Source organism: Pedococcus sp. P2_F6, assembly GCF_056403675.1.
In genome coordinates, this window is sequence record NZ_JBFUEZ010000003.1 from 18,701 (window position 1) to 35,604 (window position 16,904).

At 67.7% G+C, this 16,904-nt stretch carries 17 protein-coding genes, 1 tRNA gene and 1 riboswitch; of the genes, 12 read left to right on the forward strand and 6 right to left on the reverse strand.

The window, feature by feature from the left end; genetic code table 11:
- Positions 1-286: 286 nt before the first annotated feature.
- The 7 genes from AC1DWP_RS07940 to AC1DWP_RS07970 all read left to right on the forward strand — a co-directional run bounded on the left by AC1DWP_RS07940 (position 287) and on the right by AC1DWP_RS07970 (position 6,598).
- Positions 287-1,423: a C40 family peptidase gene (locus tag AC1DWP_RS07940; RefSeq protein WP_477613929.1), complete on the forward strand. Its 1,137-nt coding sequence runs from the start codon at positions 287-289 to the stop codon at positions 1,421-1,423.
- The gene (locus AC1DWP_RS07945) at positions 1,420-2,094 is read left to right on the forward strand and encodes a hypothetical protein (RefSeq protein WP_477613930.1); all 675 of its coding nucleotides are present in this window, start codon (positions 1,420-1,422) and stop codon (positions 2,092-2,094) included. Before AC1DWP_RS07940 ends, AC1DWP_RS07945 begins: the two co-directional genes overlap by 4 nt.
- 4 nt (positions 2,095-2,098) lie before the next feature.
- Positions 2,099-2,983: a helix-turn-helix domain-containing protein gene (locus AC1DWP_RS07950; RefSeq protein WP_477613931.1), complete on the forward strand. Its 885-nt coding sequence runs from the start codon at positions 2,099-2,101 to the stop codon at positions 2,981-2,983.
- A gap of 21 nt (positions 2,984-3,004) precedes the next feature.
- Positions 3,005-3,223, forward strand: coding sequence for a DUF397 domain-containing protein (locus tag AC1DWP_RS07955; RefSeq protein WP_477613932.1), 219 nt, complete (start codon positions 3,005-3,007; stop codon positions 3,221-3,223).
- On the forward strand, positions 3,223-4,449 hold the full coding sequence (locus AC1DWP_RS07960; protein ID WP_477613933.1) for an MFS transporter: 1,227 nt from the start codon (positions 3,223-3,225) through the stop codon (positions 4,447-4,449). Before AC1DWP_RS07955 ends, AC1DWP_RS07960 begins: the two co-directional genes overlap by 1 nt.
- Positions 4,450-4,661: 212 nt before the next feature.
- Complete coding sequence (locus AC1DWP_RS07965; protein WP_477613934.1) at positions 4,662-5,960, forward strand: hypothetical protein; 1,299 nt, start codon at positions 4,662-4,664, stop codon at positions 5,958-5,960.
- A 212-nt stretch (positions 5,961-6,172) separates the two neighbouring features.
- On the forward strand, positions 6,173-6,598 hold the full coding sequence (locus AC1DWP_RS07970; protein WP_477613935.1) for a plasmid replication, integration and excision activator: 426 nt from the start codon (positions 6,173-6,175) through the stop codon (positions 6,596-6,598).
- Between the two features lie 95 nt (positions 6,599-6,693).
- On the opposite strand, the gene AC1DWP_RS07975 is transcribed toward AC1DWP_RS07970, so the two are convergent.
- Positions 6,694-6,855: a hypothetical protein gene (locus AC1DWP_RS07975; protein ID WP_477613936.1), complete on the reverse strand. Its 162-nt coding sequence runs from the start codon at positions 6,853-6,855 to the stop codon at positions 6,694-6,696.
- An 88-nt stretch (positions 6,856-6,943) separates the two neighbouring features.
- Here AC1DWP_RS07975 and AC1DWP_RS07980 point away from each other — a divergent pair, with 88 nt between their 5' ends.
- The 5 genes from AC1DWP_RS07980 (at position 6,944) to AC1DWP_RS08000 (ending at position 11,692) form a co-directional block, all read left to right on the forward strand.
- Positions 6,944-8,368 (forward strand): FtsK/SpoIIIE domain-containing protein, encoded by a 1,425-nt coding sequence (locus AC1DWP_RS07980; protein ID WP_477613937.1) that lies wholly within the window; start codon positions 6,944-6,946, stop codon positions 8,366-8,368.
- Between the two features lie 44 nt (positions 8,369-8,412).
- On the forward strand, positions 8,413-8,745 hold the full coding sequence (locus AC1DWP_RS07985; RefSeq protein ID WP_477613938.1) for a WhiB family transcriptional regulator: 333 nt from the start codon (positions 8,413-8,415) through the stop codon (positions 8,743-8,745).
- Positions 8,745-10,301 (forward strand): replication initiator, encoded by a 1,557-nt coding sequence (locus AC1DWP_RS07990; RefSeq protein ID WP_477613939.1) that lies wholly within the window; start codon positions 8,745-8,747, stop codon positions 10,299-10,301. The genes AC1DWP_RS07985 and AC1DWP_RS07990 overlap by 1 nt, the downstream gene beginning before the upstream one ends.
- Positions 10,291-10,473 (forward strand): helix-turn-helix domain-containing protein, encoded by a 183-nt coding sequence (locus tag AC1DWP_RS07995; RefSeq protein WP_056922324.1) that lies wholly within the window; start codon positions 10,291-10,293, stop codon positions 10,471-10,473. The genes AC1DWP_RS07990 and AC1DWP_RS07995 overlap by 11 nt, the downstream gene beginning before the upstream one ends.
- Before the next feature lie 169 nt (positions 10,474-10,642).
- Positions 10,643-11,692: a site-specific integrase gene (locus tag AC1DWP_RS08000; RefSeq protein ID WP_477613940.1), complete on the forward strand. Its 1,050-nt coding sequence runs from the start codon at positions 10,643-10,645 to the stop codon at positions 11,690-11,692.
- Positions 11,693-11,712: 20 nt separating this feature from the next.
- Here the strand turns inward: AC1DWP_RS08000 and AC1DWP_RS08005 are convergent.
- The 5 genes from AC1DWP_RS08005 to AC1DWP_RS08025 all read right to left on the reverse strand — a co-directional run bounded on the left by AC1DWP_RS08005 (position 11,713) and on the right by AC1DWP_RS08025 (position 16,791).
- Positions 11,713-11,785: transfer RNA gene (locus AC1DWP_RS08005), tRNA-Thr, on the reverse strand.
- Positions 11,786-12,014: 229 nt separating this feature from the next.
- Positions 12,015-12,752, reverse strand: coding sequence for a transglycosylase family protein (locus tag AC1DWP_RS08010; RefSeq protein ID WP_477613941.1), 738 nt, complete (start codon positions 12,750-12,752; stop codon positions 12,015-12,017).
- 11 nt (positions 12,753-12,763) lie between these two features.
- Positions 12,764-12,916: riboswitch (cyclic di-AMP (ydaO/yuaA leader) on the reverse strand.
- A gap of 182 nt (positions 12,917-13,098) precedes the next feature.
- Positions 13,099-14,595 carry a threonine/serine exporter family protein gene (locus AC1DWP_RS08015; protein WP_477613942.1) on the reverse strand — a complete coding sequence of 499 codons (1,497 nt, stop codon included), beginning with the start codon at positions 14,593-14,595 and terminating at the stop codon, positions 13,099-13,101.
- A complete protein-coding gene (locus AC1DWP_RS08020; RefSeq protein ID WP_477613943.1) occupies positions 14,592-16,298 on the reverse strand; it encodes a serine/threonine-protein kinase in 1,707 nt (568 codons plus the stop codon). The genes AC1DWP_RS08015 and AC1DWP_RS08020 overlap by 4 nt, the downstream gene beginning before the upstream one ends.
- A gap of 64 nt (positions 16,299-16,362) precedes the next feature.
- Positions 16,363-16,791, reverse strand: a complete 429-nt coding sequence (locus tag AC1DWP_RS08025; RefSeq protein ID WP_477613944.1) for a CBS domain-containing protein — start codon at positions 16,789-16,791, stop codon at positions 16,363-16,365.
- Positions 16,792-16,904: the final 113 nt, after the last annotated feature.

A 16,904-nucleotide genomic window follows, 5' to 3' on the forward strand; every position in this document is an offset into this window, starting at 1 on the left:
TGGCTGGCCGGGATGAAACCGTGGGGAACCCCATCCCTGCTGTCGTCCCTGACGGGAACTGACCCAGCCCAAGTCCCAGCCACCCGAGTCACCGGTGACGCCGCTCTGAAGTCGATCAAGGGCGCCACCGCCACGGTTAGCGTGCCCACCGACGGGGGCCGCATCGCCGTTGACCTGGTCAACCAGAGCGGCACGTGGAAAGCCAACACGCTCGCCCCGGACGACGCCCCACCCGGTGCCCCGACCCCGTCGCTGTCACCAGCCACGGCGAGTTCAGGGAGCTGACATGCCGGCCCCGCTGGTCGCAGCCGCCGCGCAGATGGCCCGCAAGGTCGTCGTGCGTCGCCTCATCCGCCTAGGGCTCATTGTCCTGCCCGTGGTCATGGTCGGCGCCCTCGCGACGGGCCTGATCGTCCTGCTGCTGTTCACCACCGGGGATAGCGGCTCAGGCACGGCCCAGGTCGCCGGGAACTGCTCCACCGCCACCACAGCCTTCGCTGCGACTTCTGGCGCCAAGGCCCCGGACCTGAGCGGGGAGCAGCTCGCCAACGCCCAGACGATCGTCGCGGTGGGCCGCCAGCTCAACGTGCCCGCCTACGGCTGGGTCGTCGCCGTCGCAACCGCCCTGCAGGAGTCCAGCCTCACCAACCTCGACCACGGTCACCTCGACAGCCTCGGCCTGTTCCAGCAACGCGCCGGCTGGGGCTCAGACGCCGACCGGCTCAACCCCGAGACCGCCGCCCGGATGTTCTACGAAGGCGGCAAGGGCGGCCAGAAGGGGCTGGTCCAGATCCACGGTTTCGAGGCCATGCCACTCACGAGCGCGGCCCAGGCGGTACAGGCCAGTGCGTTCCCCGACGCCTACGCCCGATGGGAACCCCTCGCGCAACAGATCGTCGCCAACCCGGCCGTGCTGTCCGCCACCTGCTACACCACTGCCGACTACACCGGCGACGGCACCCAAGGCTCCAACGCAGTCGCCTCAGCCCTGCAGTTCCTCGGCACTCCCTACAGCTGGGGCGGTGGAGGCATCGGCGGGCCAGGGAACGGATTCGGACCGGGCAGCGCAACCGTTGGTTTCGACTGCTCCTCCCTGGTCCAATACGCCTACCACCAGGCCACCGGAAGGACACTCCCCCGGGTCACCGACGCTCAAGCCGCCGCCCTACCCCACGTTCCTCCTGGATCTCAGCTTCGAGCTGGCGACCTGCTGTTCTTCCACTCCCCCGGCGACCCGCTCGGCAGCTACCACCACGTCGGCATCTACGACGGTCAAGGCGGGATGGTCCACGCACCACGCACCGGCAAGACGGTCGAGGTCGTCCACGACGTACTCAAGGACCCCTACTACTCGTCCCAACTCGCCCTCGTCGCCCGCCCTGACGGCGCAACGGACGACGTTGAATCAGGATCCCAGCAATGACCGGCGCAGAGTTCGAAGATCTCGCTGAGGCTGAAATGACCGATCGTGACGGCATGGTGGGGCGCCTCAACGACCACTTCCCGGCACTTCTGATTCGCCGCGCCCTCGGCCTCAACGAGCCTCTCACCGGGCGACGGGCTCGTTTCCTGATGACCAGCTACACCCATGACGGCAACTGGCTTGCCCACGGCTGGAAAGACAGTCTGCGGATCGTGTCGGAAGTGGTCCCCAAGGTCAGCGGTGTTGACGAGCCCGCCGTCTGGGTCCAAGAGGAGCGGGACTATTACGGCGATTGCGAGAGCACCAATCGCTTCGCCGTCGGGCGTTCACGCGTTTGGGTCGAGCAATATGTCTCCTCCACCACTCCGGCCGAAGACCCGGGTTCGGTTGTCTGGTTGGACAACCTCAACAGGGACCCCAATACGCCGGAGCTTCGAACTCTTCACTCGGTGCAGGGACACCCCGATCCCGTGGGCGCCCGCGTCGTCGTTGCGGGGGACAGCGTCGAAACCGATCTGCGAGCGGTCAGCCCGGTCCGCATGACCAACGACGGCGACCTCGCCATCACCGTCATGGCGGAGCGCGACTGGTACCGATGGGCGCGCGACTACCCGGCCGAACCTCACCCGAGCCTGCGTTGGGAGCACGCCTCCAACGTCTGGGTGGAGTGATCCCATGCTCGCCGTCTGTATGGTGGTCCTATGCATATGTGCATCGGACGACTCCATGGGTGACCTGGCTTCCAACGCAAGCGTTGGAAACGAGCTGCGCGGCATCCGCGAGCAGGCGGGACTGTCGGGGTCGGCAGTGGCCCGCGAACTCGGGTGGTCCCAGTCCAAGGTCTCTCGCGTGGAGACCGGGCGGTTCGGTGCCTCGATCGGCGAAATCGCGACCCTGTTGGACTACTACGGCGTTGCAGAAGAGATCCGTGCCGAGATCCTCAGTTGGGTAGCTCGAGACGATGGTGCGCAGGGAGCATGGGTCGTCAGGGCTGGTGGTCCACGGCGCCGACAAGCTGAGATCGGTGCGGTCGAAGCACGCGTGAAGCGGCTCCTGCAGTACCAAGCTCTATGGTTCCCGGGGCTGCTTCAGTCGCCCTCGTATGCGAACGCGATTGCCAAGTCCGGACGGTTCCCGTCTCCTGAGGGCATCGCTGCACGACGACAGGCGCGACAGGACGCACTCCGGAACCGGCGCAGAGTGGTGTACCAGGTCGTCGTCGAGCACGGCGTCCTCGAGCGGAGCCCTGGCAGCCGAGCGACGATGCACGAGCAGCTGAGCGCCGTCCTCGATGTCGTCGACGAGGGGATCGTGGACCTGCGCATCCGACCCGCCCAAGGCGACCGAGCGGCATACGCAGCAGGCTCCTTCGTCCTCTACGACTTCGCCGAAGGCATTCCAGTCGTCCTCGTAGAGGCGCAGACGGCCGACCTCTACCTGTCGTCTGAGACCGACGTGGCCGCGTATCGACGACTGTTCCGCGACCTTCAACGAGACGCGCTCGACAAGGATGCTTCACGGCTCCTGATCGAAAGGACTCGGCGTCAACTGGCGTCGTGAACCCATCTGAGGGGAAATCCGATGGATGAGAAGTGGAAGTCAGCCCGGTGGCGCAAGAGCGTCCTGAGCGACAGCGGCGGATGCGTGGAAATCGCTTTCGCCGACGGCGCCGTTGGCGTGCGTGACACCAAGGCGCAGGGCAACGGCCCGATCCTGGAGTTCAACGAGCAGGAGTGGCGTGCCTTCATCGGCGGCGTCGCACTTGGCGAATTCGAGTACGACAGGCTGCGCAGTAGCTGATGAGCAATCCTGTGGAGATGCGACAGCCTGTCGAGACCCCCGGAGTCGGAGGTCTCGGCAGGCTGCTCGCGTCCACGGGAGTTTCGATCGCAGGCCAGGGCATGGTCATCGCGGCCGTCCCCCTGCTCGCAGCATCCATCACCCGCAACCCCGTCGGCGTATCCCTGACCGTGGCGGCTGGGTTTGCCGCCTGGCTGGTCGTGGGCCTCCCCGCGGGAGCGCTTGTGGACCGCTGGCCGCGACGAAGAACCATGGTCTTGGCAGACATTGCAAGAGCCGTACTGCTGGCTGGGCTCGCGGTCGCTGTTGCGTTCGACGTGGCCTCGTTATGGATGCTCGTCCTGGTCGTCTTCGCGATCGGCGTGGCCAGCTGCTTCTTCGATCCAGCTGCCCAAGCAGCCATCCCTCAGGTGGTCGGACGCGAACCCGGTGTCCTCGCGCGAGCAAACAGCCGCCTGTGGTCGCTCGATCTGGTGGGTAGGTCGCTCATAGGGCCACCCTTGGGGGCCGCTCTCTTTGCCCTAGCCATGGTCCTGCCGTTCGCTGCCAACGCCCTCGCCTTCGTGGCGTCGGCTCTGCTACTCGCCGGCCTGGGTGGCCTCGACCGTGCCGGGAGTCGGTCGGCGGTCCCCGCTCGAGTGCGCGACTCCGTGGGCGAAGGCGTTCAGTTCCTCTGGCGGCATCGCGAGCTTCGGGCGCTGACGCTGGGGATGGCCAGTTTCAACCTGACCTACAACATCGCCTTCGCACCCTTGGTCCTCTTCGCACAGGATCGCCTCCACCTGGGAGACCGCGGCTTTGGCCTGCTCCTCGCGATGATCGCGGTTGGCGGCCTGCTGGGCGCTTGGCTGGCAGCCCGCATCCAGCAACGCCTGACGAGCACTCACGCCTACGCCTTCGGCCTACTTACGCAAGGCATCGCGTGGGGCGCCATGTGGCTATGGCCAAACCGGTGGCTCGCTGGAGGAACTCTCGCCCTCGTTGGGCTGGCCAGCATGACTGTCACCGTTATCGGTGCGTCGGCGCGCCAGGCTCTCACTCCGGACGATCTCTTGGGCCGCGTCAGTGCTGGCACGCGGACGCTGGGCCTTGGTTCAGCCGGGGTCGGCGCCCTCCTGGGCGGCGTCGTTGGGAATCTGGCCGGACTTGGAGCACCCCTGGTTCTTTCGTTCGCCTGTGCTCTCGCCGCATCGATCCCCTTCTTCCGTATCCAGATTCGCTCTTGACGAACACGCTCCCGCTACTCGTCCGACGGGCCTACAAGGACTGGGCCACTCCTCGATGCTCAGCAGCGCGGCCGACAGGGGACGGTCGGGTGCTTGGCAGCCAATGATGCGGCGGCTCGCGTCGCGGACGGGTTTGCCTGTGGACACTCGCAACCAGCCCAGGCGCTCAGCAAACGCACATATTTCCCTTGGGCGCTCCCTACGATGAGGCGGTGACCGTCATCAGCTCCGTTGTGCACCCACAGGGCGTGTTTGTGGGCTACGAGGCGGAAGACCCAAGGCTCCAGACTATGGCGCCATTGCTTGCTGGTTGCGCCATCGCTATGGACGCCCGGCTTACCGAGCAACGTGCACTTGACTGGGACATCACAATTCAGCGCAATCAAGACTCCCTGATTGCGGCATCCAATCTCTCCATCGTCGCGTTCGGCTGCACATCCGTTGGCCTGGTTCGCCACAAGCAAGGGGGCGGATTCCGCCTGAAATATGCTGCACAGCAGGCGAGCCTCACGATGACAATCCCCGACGGCTTGCCTGAAGGACTTCGCACTCTCGTTCGAGATGAACTCGTGCCATGGCTGACGGTCCAAGCAACGCGCCCAGTGCTGTGCTTTTCCTCTCCCGGGACCGGTAGCCATTCGCTCGTCGGCGTTGGCGCCCTTCCAAGCAGTGCCGTCCCATTCGTTCTCGACGCCGACGGTCACGTGATCGCGGGCGCCTTCGAAGGCCACGACGAAAAGACCCGCATCTGGATCCTGCCGCATGACTCTGAACGACCCGAACTCTGGCTGGCAGCGGCCCTGGAACTTCTTCATGCAACCAACCCGAGAGCGTTTCCAGAGCGTCTGCCCTGGAGAAGTGATCCTGCGTGGTCGACTCGTGAGGAGTCGGACGCCAGAGATGACCTCGTGGTGTTGGAGAGGCGCAGGGAGCGTTGGGAAAAGGCCTACGCAGCGAGCAAGGGCGAGCGCGAAAGCCGACTACTTGGCGCCGTCACCAGTGCGGATGCGGGAATGCGGCGCCTGCTGACCGCACAGGCAGAGCCGCTCTCAGTCGCAGCCGCAGCCGCCCTCACCGAACTCGGCTACGAGGTTACAGACGAGGACGAACACCGGCAGGGTTCAGGTCGTGCGAAGGCCCACGACCTTAACCTTCGGGATCCCGACCGGCCAGAAGCCTCACTCATCGCCGAGGTCAAGGGTTCGGCACGGGCTGCCCTTACCCAAGCCATGCAGCACATAGCTCGCTATGCCGTCACACGCGGGGGTCTGCAGCCAACCCAATGCTGGCTAATTATCAATCACCTCGCACACCTCCCGCCCAACGAGCGACCACCTCTCCTGCAGGGTGCGGACGAGGATCTCGCGATCTTCGCCGAATCCGGGGGGCTCCTCATCGACACCCGAGACCTCTTCAGACTGACAACCAGGGTCCTCGCCGGCGACCTAGCCGCCAAGGACGCCCGAGCACACATCGCCAGCTCAAACGGTCGCTTCACCCTTCCGGACTAGCCCCGTCGGGGGCGTTCCGACAGCCCCGCCCCTGCCGCGGAGGGGCGCGCTGGAGTCGCCGGCAAAGTGGCGGACGGCTCCTCCCTTCGCCGCGCCCCTCCGGAAGAGTGCTTCTCTGCACGACAAAGAGTGGACTTGAGCCATGCACTCATGCATAGTTGCATCTATGCAGCACTGCATAAGGCGTGCTGCCGAGTATGGAGGAAGCCACCATGGCTATCGCTAAGCGGTTCAAGATCTCCCACGACGAAGTGTTCCCCCACGGGGCCTTCATCGTCTCGCCCGTGACGCCGGTGTCGGATTTCGACCGGTCGACACGGGAGAACAAGGTGCAACAGGTTGACGTCGACTCGGGTCTGCCGATCTGGCAGGTCGACGTGCTGGACCTAGACCCCGACGCATCGAAGAGTGCCCGGACCGTCACGGTGAAATTCCTGGCCAAGGTGCAGCCAGTACCGCCGGCCAACGAGAGTGGTGGTCCGATCACGCCTGTGATGTTCCACGGCCTGTCCGCCCTCCCCTACGTCGAGAAGGTCAACGAGGAATTCTCGCGCATCGCTTGGTCCTACCGCGCGGACGCAATGGGGCCGGTGAAGTCCGGATCCAGCAACCAGCAGAGCCCGACCAAGGCGGCCTGACGTGCGCCCCATCGACATGGTTGCCTGGCTGACCGACGCGCTCTCTGACATGCGAAGGGAGAGGTGAGATGCGCGGCGGGCAAGCAAGGCAGTGGTCAAACGCGGTCGGCGTCGCACCCGACGAGGTACACCGACGACTTCAGTTGCTGTGGCGCGAGCAGGAGGATCTCTACGGTCGGCAGTCCAGGCTGAGGGATCAGCTCCACAGCTGCCCCGATCGAGAACTCGACGAACACCTCCTTCAGGTCGAACGTCACATGGGCGAGGCCGCGATGCTCATCGGCAACGCTGTGGCGAGTGTCGCGGGCACGGGGTTCTGACATGGACCGCACCCCCGCTCGTCCCATGTTCGACAGTGACGACCCCCTGTCGATCGTTCTCGAGGGAATCGTCCGGCTCGGCTGGGCGCTCGTTCGCGCCGTTGGCGCCATCCTGCTAGCAGCTGCCCGAAACCCAGTACCGGCGATCATCGTCGTGGGGCTCGCAATCGAGGGATACGTCCTGGGATCGCACTTCCTCATCTGGACGGCAATCGGAGTCCTGCTTGCGCTGATCACGTGGCGACTCGCGGCACCGAGCTCATTCGCCGACACTGCGCACCCGCGACTCGCCTCGATCGCCGCCGCACCTTGGTACCGCTCAAGATGGCCCAAGGCCGCGTCACGCAACGGACTGGTCGCCTATGACCACCATTTCAATGCCCACCGCACAGACCAGTCTCGGCTGCCGAGGATCCGGCGGGTCCGCGTCACGAGGGCGGGAGTGCACACCTTGCAGCTCAGCCTCCCCGCTGGGCTCACCCCCTCGCACGTGGCCGCACAGTGCGATGGCCTCGCGCATGCCCTCAAGTGTCGTGAAGCAAGAGTCGTTGAGGACCGCCCGGGCCGGGTCTTCCTCGAGTTGCACCGCCGGGATGCCCTTGCACCGGTGATCCGTCCTTCGGCACCCAAGGGGCAGGTCGACCTGGCGTCAGTCCCAGTAGGTCGACACGAGGACGGGGAGGTTTGGTACCTGCGCTTGCTCGGCACCCACGTACTTGTCGCGGGGGCAACGGGCGCCGGTAAGGGATCCGTAATTTGGTCCCTCCTCAACGGCGCAGCCCCTGCGATCGGGGCCGGGTCATTGCAAGTCTGGGCCATCGACCCCAAGGGCGGCATGGAACTGCGTCCTGGACTGCCTCTGTTCGCGCGTTTCGAAGACGGCAGCGCCGAACAGATGTGTCTGGCACTGGAGCACCTCGTGACCCTCAAAGACGTCCGGGCGAGGGAGTTGGCGGAGCAGGGGGTGCGCACCCATGCTGCAACTCCGGCATCGCCCCACATTCTCCTCCTCGTCGACGAGCTGGCCACATTGACGGCCTTCGCTGAGCGCACCATCGTTCGGCGCATCGACCAGGCGCTCGGACTTCTCCTCACGCAAGGCCGAGCCTGCGGCATCACGGTGCTGGCAGCCGTTCAAGATCCCGGCAAGGACGTCGTCGTCTGGCGGGATCTGTTCCCCACCCGCATTGCCATGCGCTTGGACAATCCGATTCAGGTCGACATGGTCCTGGGGGAGGGCGCTCGAGACCTCGGTGCAACCGCCGATCACATCAGCGAGCTGACTCCGGGGGTCGCCTACGTGCGGGTGGAGGGAACCCGCGCTCAAAGGCGGGTGCGCGCGTCGTACCTGACCGACGCGGACATCGCTGAGCTGGCCATCAGGTCGCCCAGACCTAGACCTATTCGGCTGGCTGCCGCGGCGCCCGTCGAGGGAGGAGAAGTCGCATGAGTCGAACGCCGAGATCAAACCCCGATGTTGGTTACGGACGCCCCATGCCGTGGATCGACCTCGGCCCAGAGCTATCAGTCCGTGAGCTCGACGCGAGTCGCTGGCAGGCGCAGGGATCTTGCGCCGGCAGTTCCTCGTGGCTGTGGTTCGAGGACGCCAACAGCCCCAAGACGCGTCGCGCCGAAGCGATCTGCGAGACGTGTCCAGTCCGGCGCACCTGCCTTGCCGCGTCCCTGGTGTATGCCGAGGAGTTCGGAGTGTGGGGAGGGGTTCCCGCATGCAAGCGCCGGCCCTTGCTCCTGAGGCTTGCCTCTGGAGAACGTCTCGGGGCGGTCATTGACGACGTGCTCGAGCACCAGGACCCCAGGGTTGCGTGATGGGTCACTACCCGGCCTCACGACGTGGCAGGGAACGGTTTCCCGGCCACGGCGATGCTGCCGGGCTCGACCTCAACGGCTTGTCGGTCGCCGAAGAACAGCACATTGTGCGTCGGCTGACGAACCGATCCTTCGACGCCTGGGCAAGCACGGCAGCTCGGGTCGGGTACTGCACCAACCCGATACGAGTTCGCGGGAGCAGCACATCGTTCGATCGAGACACCGGTCAACCCCTTCAGACCTTCAGCACCCTCGATGAGGCGTTCGGGGTGCTCCACCTCCGCTGCGGCAACCGCCGTGCCGACGTATGCCCCTCCTGCTCGCGCGTCTACGCAGCCGACACCTTCCACCTCATCCGCTGCGGACTCACTGGTGGCAAAGGCGTTCCGGACACGGTCGCCGAGAACCCTCTCGTCTTCGCCACGCTGACTGCACCATCATTCGGCAGCGTCCACGGCGTGAGGGACGGCTCACGGCGGTGCCACCCCCGCTCAGGGGCCAAGTCAAGGTGCCCGCACGGTCGCTCAATGTCCTGCATGCTTCGGCACGGGCCGACTGACCCCGGTCTCGGCCAACCCCTCTGCTGGGAGTGCTACGACTACGCCTCCCACGTGGTCTGGCAGTGGTGGGCTCCAGAGTTGTGGCGACGGTTCACGATCACCCTGCGACGGCTCATCGCCAAGACGTTGGGGGTCAAGCCGCGTGACCTGAACGAGCACGCAACCCTCCAGTACGCCAAGGTCGCCGAGTTCCAGCTGCGTGGGATCGTCCACTTCCACGCCCTCGTACGCCTCGATGGGCCCAAGAGCGACGCCGGCTTTGCTGCGAGCCCGCCCTCCATCGGCCCGGCACTGTTGGCCCTGCTCGTCGAGGAAGCGTCCCGAGCCGTGAGCTTCACCGCTCCATCAGCCTTGGACGACAACCTCGAGCGAAGTCTGCGCTTCGGATCCCAGGTCGACGCACGAGGCGTCCGAACCAGCAGACGCACGGACGACCCGGAAAGGCCTCTACAACCCGAGCAGGTGGCCGGATATCTGGCCAAGTACGCCACCAAGTCGGCCACAGAGAGCGCCGACGGCGGCAGCAACCCCCACCTCCAGCGAATCCAAGCCGTTGCGGCCGCCATCGCTGACTGCGCGCAGAGCACCGCCAACCTCTCGGACCTTGACGAGCACGACATTGCCTACGAGCGGATGGCCAACTGGGTCCACATGTTGGGGTTCCGCGGACACTTCGCAACCAAGTCCCACCGCTACTCCATCACCCTAGGAGCACTCCGCAGAGCCCGGCGTCGCGCACAGACCCTCATCGCCCTTGCTCGCCGCGAAGGCAGGCGAATCGACCTGGCTGGGCTCGAGGCCGAGCTCATGGCCGACGACGAGGACGAAACCACGCTCGTCATCGGAGATTGGCGCTTCGCCGGCGTGGGGTGGGAAACAGCGGGCGACGCCGCCCTGGCCAAGGCAGCTGCAGCCCGAGCACGCGAGTACGCGCAATGGAAGTCCCAACAACAGCGGAGGACACGACCAAGGAGGAGCAATGTGCATGCGACATGACCCGCTGTGGACCGTCGACGACGTATCGCGATATCTCGGCGTTCCAGTGCAGACCCTGTACGACTGGCGGCTCAAGGGGACTGGCCCGCCGGTGTTCAAGGTCGGCCGTCACCTTCGCTACCGCGAGAGCGCCGTCATGGAGTGGCTCGAGCGTCACACCGCGGTGGCGTGACGTGGCCCGGCGGGAGCTCGAGGTGGGAGCGTGGGGCGACGTGTCGATCCAGCGCGTGAAAGGTGGGCCTAGCCCCGTAGTCGCGCGGGCACGGTTTCGCGGGTTCGATGGCAAGGTCCGAAAGGTGGAGCGGTGGGGGCCGAGTCCTCGCGGCGCCCGTCAGGCTTTGGTGGCCGAGCTCGAGGAGCGGAAGCGTCGCGGATCTGGCGGTCAGCTCACTGGCGCCTCGACCCTCTCTGAGGCAGCCGAGGTCTGGCTCAGCCGCATCCAGCGGTTGGCCGACCTAGGACAACGATCGCCGGGCACCGTGGAGACATACCGACGTCAACTCGAAGGTCATGTGCTCCCCCGGATCGGTGGCCTGAGACTTCGGGAACTCACAACGCCCGTCGTGGATCGTTTCGTGCTCGACGTCTACCAGGACGTCGGCGCCGCTACCGCACGCACCTGCCGTTCGATCGTGTCAGGCGCCCTGAGCCTCGCGGTCCGCCAAGGCGCGATCGCAGCAAACCCAGCGCGCGAGCTGGAGCGCCTCGAGGGGATCCGGGCCAAGGAGCCCCGAGCGCTCACCAGCGAAGAGCAGGCAAAGTGGTTCATGGGTATGACCGCGGACGAGGTTGCTGTCCGTCAGGACTTGGTGGACTTTTCGGCATTCCTGCTTGCCACCGGCCTGAGGATCGGTGAAGCCCTGGCAGTGCTTTGGACCGAAGTCGACCTGGACACCGGTGCCTTGACGGTGACGTCGACCTTGATTCGGGTGACTGGACAGGGCCTGCTGCGCAAGACGACGAAGTCAAAGGCGGGTCAGCGCGCCCTCTTACTGCCGACCTGGTGCGTGGCGATGTTGCGGCGCAGGTCCGAGGTTGGCGTCGCTCCGGACGAACCGATTTTCGCCACCGTTGATGGCCGCTTCCGCGATCCCCGGAACGTGTCGCGGCAGTTGGCTGACGCTCGAGATCGACTCGGCTTCGGGTGGGTCACCTCGCACACTTGGCGCAAGACCATGGCGACCATCCTCGACGGCGGAGGTGCCTCACCGCGCATGATCGCCGACCAGCTCGGGCACTCTCGGGTGTCGATGTCCCTCGACTTCTATCTCGGGCGCAGATCGGTCGACCCGCGAGTCCTTGCCGCGCTGGAAGCCGTCGATCCACACCGCTTCACCCTTGAAAGCGGTGGGCAAAGCGGTGGGTTGGCACACCACGGTGACGGGACCTGAGGAAAAAATGCTGGTCAGAGAGCCGACGAGGGGACTTGAACCCCTAACCCCTTGTTTACAAGACAAGTGCGCTGCCAATTGCGCCACGCCGGCCTGCCTGCCGCAGCAGACGGCGACGATGGTACCGGCGCGGGCGCCCTCGTCGAGAATTCCTGACCACCACACGGCAACCAGTGCCAGGGGGACAGCACCTGTTGCCACGTGGACGTCACGAATCGCCGCTCAGGCTGGTCGGTGACCATCCCGGAGCAACACGTCGCACCGGCGCACCGGCGCACGGGCTCACCGGCTCACCGGCTCACCGGCTCACCGGCGCGGTGGGTCAGCGGGCGTTGAGGTAGCTCTGCAGGGTCCGCACGGTGGCGCGGTCGAGCGAGTGCGAGCCGTTCTTCCGGGCGCCGATCTTCGCCTGCAGGGCGGCGACCGTCTTCGGGCCGATCACGCCGTCGGGCGCCGAGCCGACCTTGCGCTGCAACGCCTTGACGTCGGCGCGCGACAAGGTGCCGTTGACCGAGCCCCCGACCCAGCGCTCGATGGCGGCGTTCGTCTTCGGTCCGCGGATGCCGTCGACCACCAGCCTGCCCGCGGACGACCGTGCAGAGGAGGTCGCGGGGGCCTTGCGCACCACCGACCGCGACGCGGCTGTCTGCGTCGTGGTCGACCCGGCGTTGACCGCCCCGCCGTTGGCGCGGGTCAGTCCGGCCCGGGCCCCACAGGTCGGCCAGGCACCGGGCCCCTGGGAGGAGAGGACCTTCTGGGCGACCGAGATCTGCTGGGCCTTGGAGGCTCGGTTCGCGGTCGCGGCATAGCGCTCACCGCCGAAGGCATCCCAGGTGCGGTCGGAGAACTGCAGTCCGCCGTAGTAGCCGTTGCCCGTGTTGATGGCCCAGTTCCCACCGCTCTCACAGGCGGCAACCCGGTCCCAGACGGTCGATGCCGACGCGGAGGTCGCGGTCGCCATGCCTCCCGCGACGGTGGCGACACCGGCGACGGCGACACCGGTCACTCGACGGCGGACGGGGTTGACCTTCCGAGCAGAGTGCTTCGGGGCATAGAACATGGCGGGGGGGTTCCTCTCCTGACCGGCGCCTGCGGGGTGAGCTGTCGGGTTCGGGCTGTCAGGTGCCCGGTCGGCCGGAGCCGACTTCACCCCAAGGCCACCGTGGTGGCCGAATTGGGTCCCCCGTCCTCGTCTGCCCGGAGATCTTCCGGCAAGACATCCACCTGACGAGGCTCGGCGCGGTGGATGTGCATGGCTGATTGGGTATGCCGTGTGCAGTTGTGAGAGCGCATTTGCGCAGGTTGTCCACCGTAGAGGGCACTGACCCCGGCGACAAGCAATTCGGACACATTGACGGCAGCCCGCCGCCGGCTGTCGATCGCCGAAGGTCACCCGGTGCCGTTGATCAGCGCCGGCGGGCCCGCCGCTTCTGCACCATGCGGTGGTCGAACGGCGCGGCCATGAACTCCCCCAGCACGCTGCCGGCCGCGATCGCGAGCAGCACCGCCATCGCCCCGAGCAGGGTGGTCAGCCCGCCCTGGAGGGACAGGCTCCCGGAGTTGGCCGACGAGCCGTTCACCATCTCGTAGAGCCCTCGGAAGATGGCCAGACCCGGCAACAGTCCGTAGGACGCGGGCACGACGAGCACCATGGCCGGGGCACCCATGCGCAAGGCGAGCAGTCGGCCGGCACATCCCAGCACGATGGCCGCGCTGCCGGCCGCCGCGAGCTGGCCGAGCCCTTCGACCCGGGACACCGCGAGTGACACGGCGACCCCGACGGCGCAGAGCAGCCCGCACGGGATGACCAGCAGCCGCCGGCTCCGCAGCGACACCGCGCCGGCCACGCCCACGACGAACGCTCCCACCACGGCCAGCACCACGGGGGCGTCGAGTGCCCGCGTCGCCATGATCGAGGGTGAGGCGAGCTCGAGGTCGAAAGCACTGGTCAGCGCGAACGTCAGGGACAGGCCCGTGGCCACCCCCAGGATGATCCCCGCCGTCGTCAGGAAGACGGCGAACATCCGGCCCGCACCCGTGACCGAGTAGCCCGAGATCGCGTCCTCGAACGCGGAGGCGACCGTCCGACCCGGGAGGAGCACCGTGATCCCACCGGCCACGATGAAGGCGAAGTCGGATGACGACACGGGCAGCCAGCCCGCAGCACCCAGGCTGAAGGCGCCCCACGCGATCGTCGTCGCCAGGAAGCCGCCGATGGCGCACTGGTAGAAGTCCGGGAGGCCTCCGCGGCCGAGGACGCGGGCGGCATACCCCACCAGGAGGGCCGAGATCCCCGCAACCAGGGCAGCGACCACACCGGCGCCGAGCATGACGGCGATGGCCGCGGCGAGCAGCCCGAGGGAGCCACGAACCGTCCACTTGGGCCAGAACCGAGGCGCGCGCCGGATCTCGCGCAGCTGCTCTGCCGCCGCCTCCCGGTCGTACGAGCCGGCGACGAGGTTCTCCACGAACTCGTGCACGGCCGTCAGCCGGGCGAAGTCGCGGGTCGACGAGCGCACGACCCGGAGCATGGTGATCGGCACCCCCGAACCGGTCGAGCACTGGATCAGCAGCGACTGGAGAGTGATGTCGACCTCGAGGTTGTCCAACCCGGCCGCGGCGGCCACCGCCACCACGGACGACTCGACCTGCGGTGCGCCCGCGCCACAACGCAGCATCAGCTCGCCGACCCGCAGCGCCAGGTCCAGGGACGCCCTGGCCTCACGCTCCTCGGCGGCCGCCTGGAGCACACGCGGGTTGCGGTAGGGCGTGTGTCGCAGGCTCTCGATCATCGGAAGCGTCTCGGTGAGCTCCTCCCCCCGCCAGATCCGGCTCTGGCGCAGCACCGGACGACGCTTGACCGGTCGTGGCCTGGCCGGCCTGCCCTCGGTGCCCTCCGTCATGCGGTGAGGCCGACGCCGGACAGCAGCCCCGACGGCGCCTCGGTCGGCCACCACTGCGGCACACCGGAGTTCTGCAGGCTCCACACGGCGAGCGCGCCAGCCGCAAGCAGCAACAGGACCACCAGCACCTGGGTCGCCCGCGGGCCGGGGCTGACTCCGCGGATGATGCTTCGGGTGCCGCGGCGCAGGCCCGACCCACCCGGGCCCCACCACGCCATCAACGCGGCAACCAGTGCGCCCACGGCCAGCGGGGCGGAGGAGTTCGGGTGCGGCGAGCCGCTGTTGACCGCCACCGCGGCCAGGGCTGCGCTGAAGACCGCACAGATCCCGACAAGCAGGGGCAGGATCGCGCTGACAACGGTCGCGAGCGCCCCCACGACGAGGTGCCAGGGGCTCGCGACGACGGCCAGCGGCATGTCGGACCGGCGGCGGCCGCGGTGGTGGCGACGCAGCACGAGCGAGGTCACCGAGCGGTCCGCGGTGCGGGCCGCCCAGGACCAGAGCACCGCGACCGCGACGGCCACCACGGGGAACCCCGCCGCTGCCGCGACCACGACGGTGAGCAGGGCCAGCAGGGTGCCGGTGCGCGCCGGGCGGCCGATGCGCGGGTCCGGCTCGCCGACCTCCCCCTCCCAGGCGGCCTGCCACTCGGACAGCTCGCCCTCGGGCTCGTCCCAGGGCACGAGGTCCTGCTCGGGTTCCGGCGCCCACTGCCCGTCAGACACCCACTGCGGCTCTGGGGCCCATTCCGGTTCGACAGGCAGGGCGACGGGCCCGGCGGCGACCGCAGGGCGTTCCCAGCGTGCGGTGGGACGGTTCTCCAACACCTGGGTATGCCGCGGGGGCGTCGCGAGCGCCTCGGTCACCGGTTTCCCGGTGGCGTAGCGCTCCAGCGCGTCGACGACCTCGTCGGAGTCGGGGCGCTGGCGCGGCTGCGGCGACAGCGCGGCATACAGGAGTGGGGCGAGGCGCGGGTCGACCCCGGTGAGGTCGGCCTCGCCCCTGCTGACCCGCGTCAGGACCACGTCCATCGGTCCGCGGCCGAAGGGCGGGGCGCCGCTGGCGGCGTAGGCCAGGGTGGCGGCCCATCCCCACCAGTCGGTGGCCTCGGTGACCGGGGCGCCCTCGACGACCTCGGGGGACAGGTAGCCGGGCGTCCCCATGACCAGCCCGGTCATGGTGATCCGGACGTCGTCTGCGACGTGGGCGATGCCGAAGTCGATCAGCACCGGGTCACCGTCGAGGAGCAGCACGTTGCCCGGCTTGAGGTCGCGGTGGATGACGTCGGCGGCGTGGATGGCGTGGAGGGCGTCCGCGAGGCCACGGCCCAGCCGGAGCAGCTCGCCGCCACGCATCGGGCCGGACTCCTTCACCACGTCGTCCAGGGCGGGGCCCGGGACGTAGCGGGTCACGAGGTAGGGCCGGTCGCCGTCGAGGTCGGCATCGATCACGGCCGCGACACGGTGGTCGTCGATGCGACGCAGGACCTGCACCTCGCGCGCCAGGCGGGTGCGGGCGTCGCGGTCGTGCGCCACGTGCGGGCGCAACAGCTTGAGCGCCACGGCCCTGCCACTGGGGTCGAGCGCCAGGTGGACCACTCCCATGCCGCCCTCGCCGAGCTGCTGGATGAGGCGGTACGGGCCGATCCGGAGGCCGTCGGGCGCGACGGACCGGCCGCTGCCCTCCATCGCCTCGGTCGTCATCCCCCTGCGTCCTGCGCCGTCATCCCCCTACGGTACGTGAGGGACCCCTGTGAAACGGGTGAGGTTACTGCTGGATGTACCCAACAAGTTGGTCACGCTCGGACTGGAGCTCGTCGATCCGGTGCTTGACGATGTCGCCGATGCTGACGATCGCGTGCAGCTTGCCATCGACCACGACCGGTACGTGGCGGATGCGCAGGTCGGTCATGGTGCGGGCCAGCTCGTCGATCTGGACATCAGGCCCACACGTCTGGACGTCGGCCGTCATGATCGAGCCCACGGGCGCCAGGAGCACGGCTGCGCCGTCACTGTGCAGGTGGCGCACGACGTCACGCTCGCTGACGATGCCGGTCACGCTTTCACCGTCGTCGCTCACGACGAGGGCACCGATGCGGTGCTCGGCGAGCAGGTCGAGCAGCCGTTCCACGGTCTCCTCGGAGCGGATGGTGACCACTTGGCCACCCTTGCGACGCACGACATCCGAGATCCTCATGCTCAGACGGTAGACCGCCGGGAGGGCCACCGCTAGGGGGAGCCCACGCACGCGGCATACCCGCCGGAGAGCTCCCACGGCCGTGGCACCGTGTGCCGTCAGGTCGGCTCGCG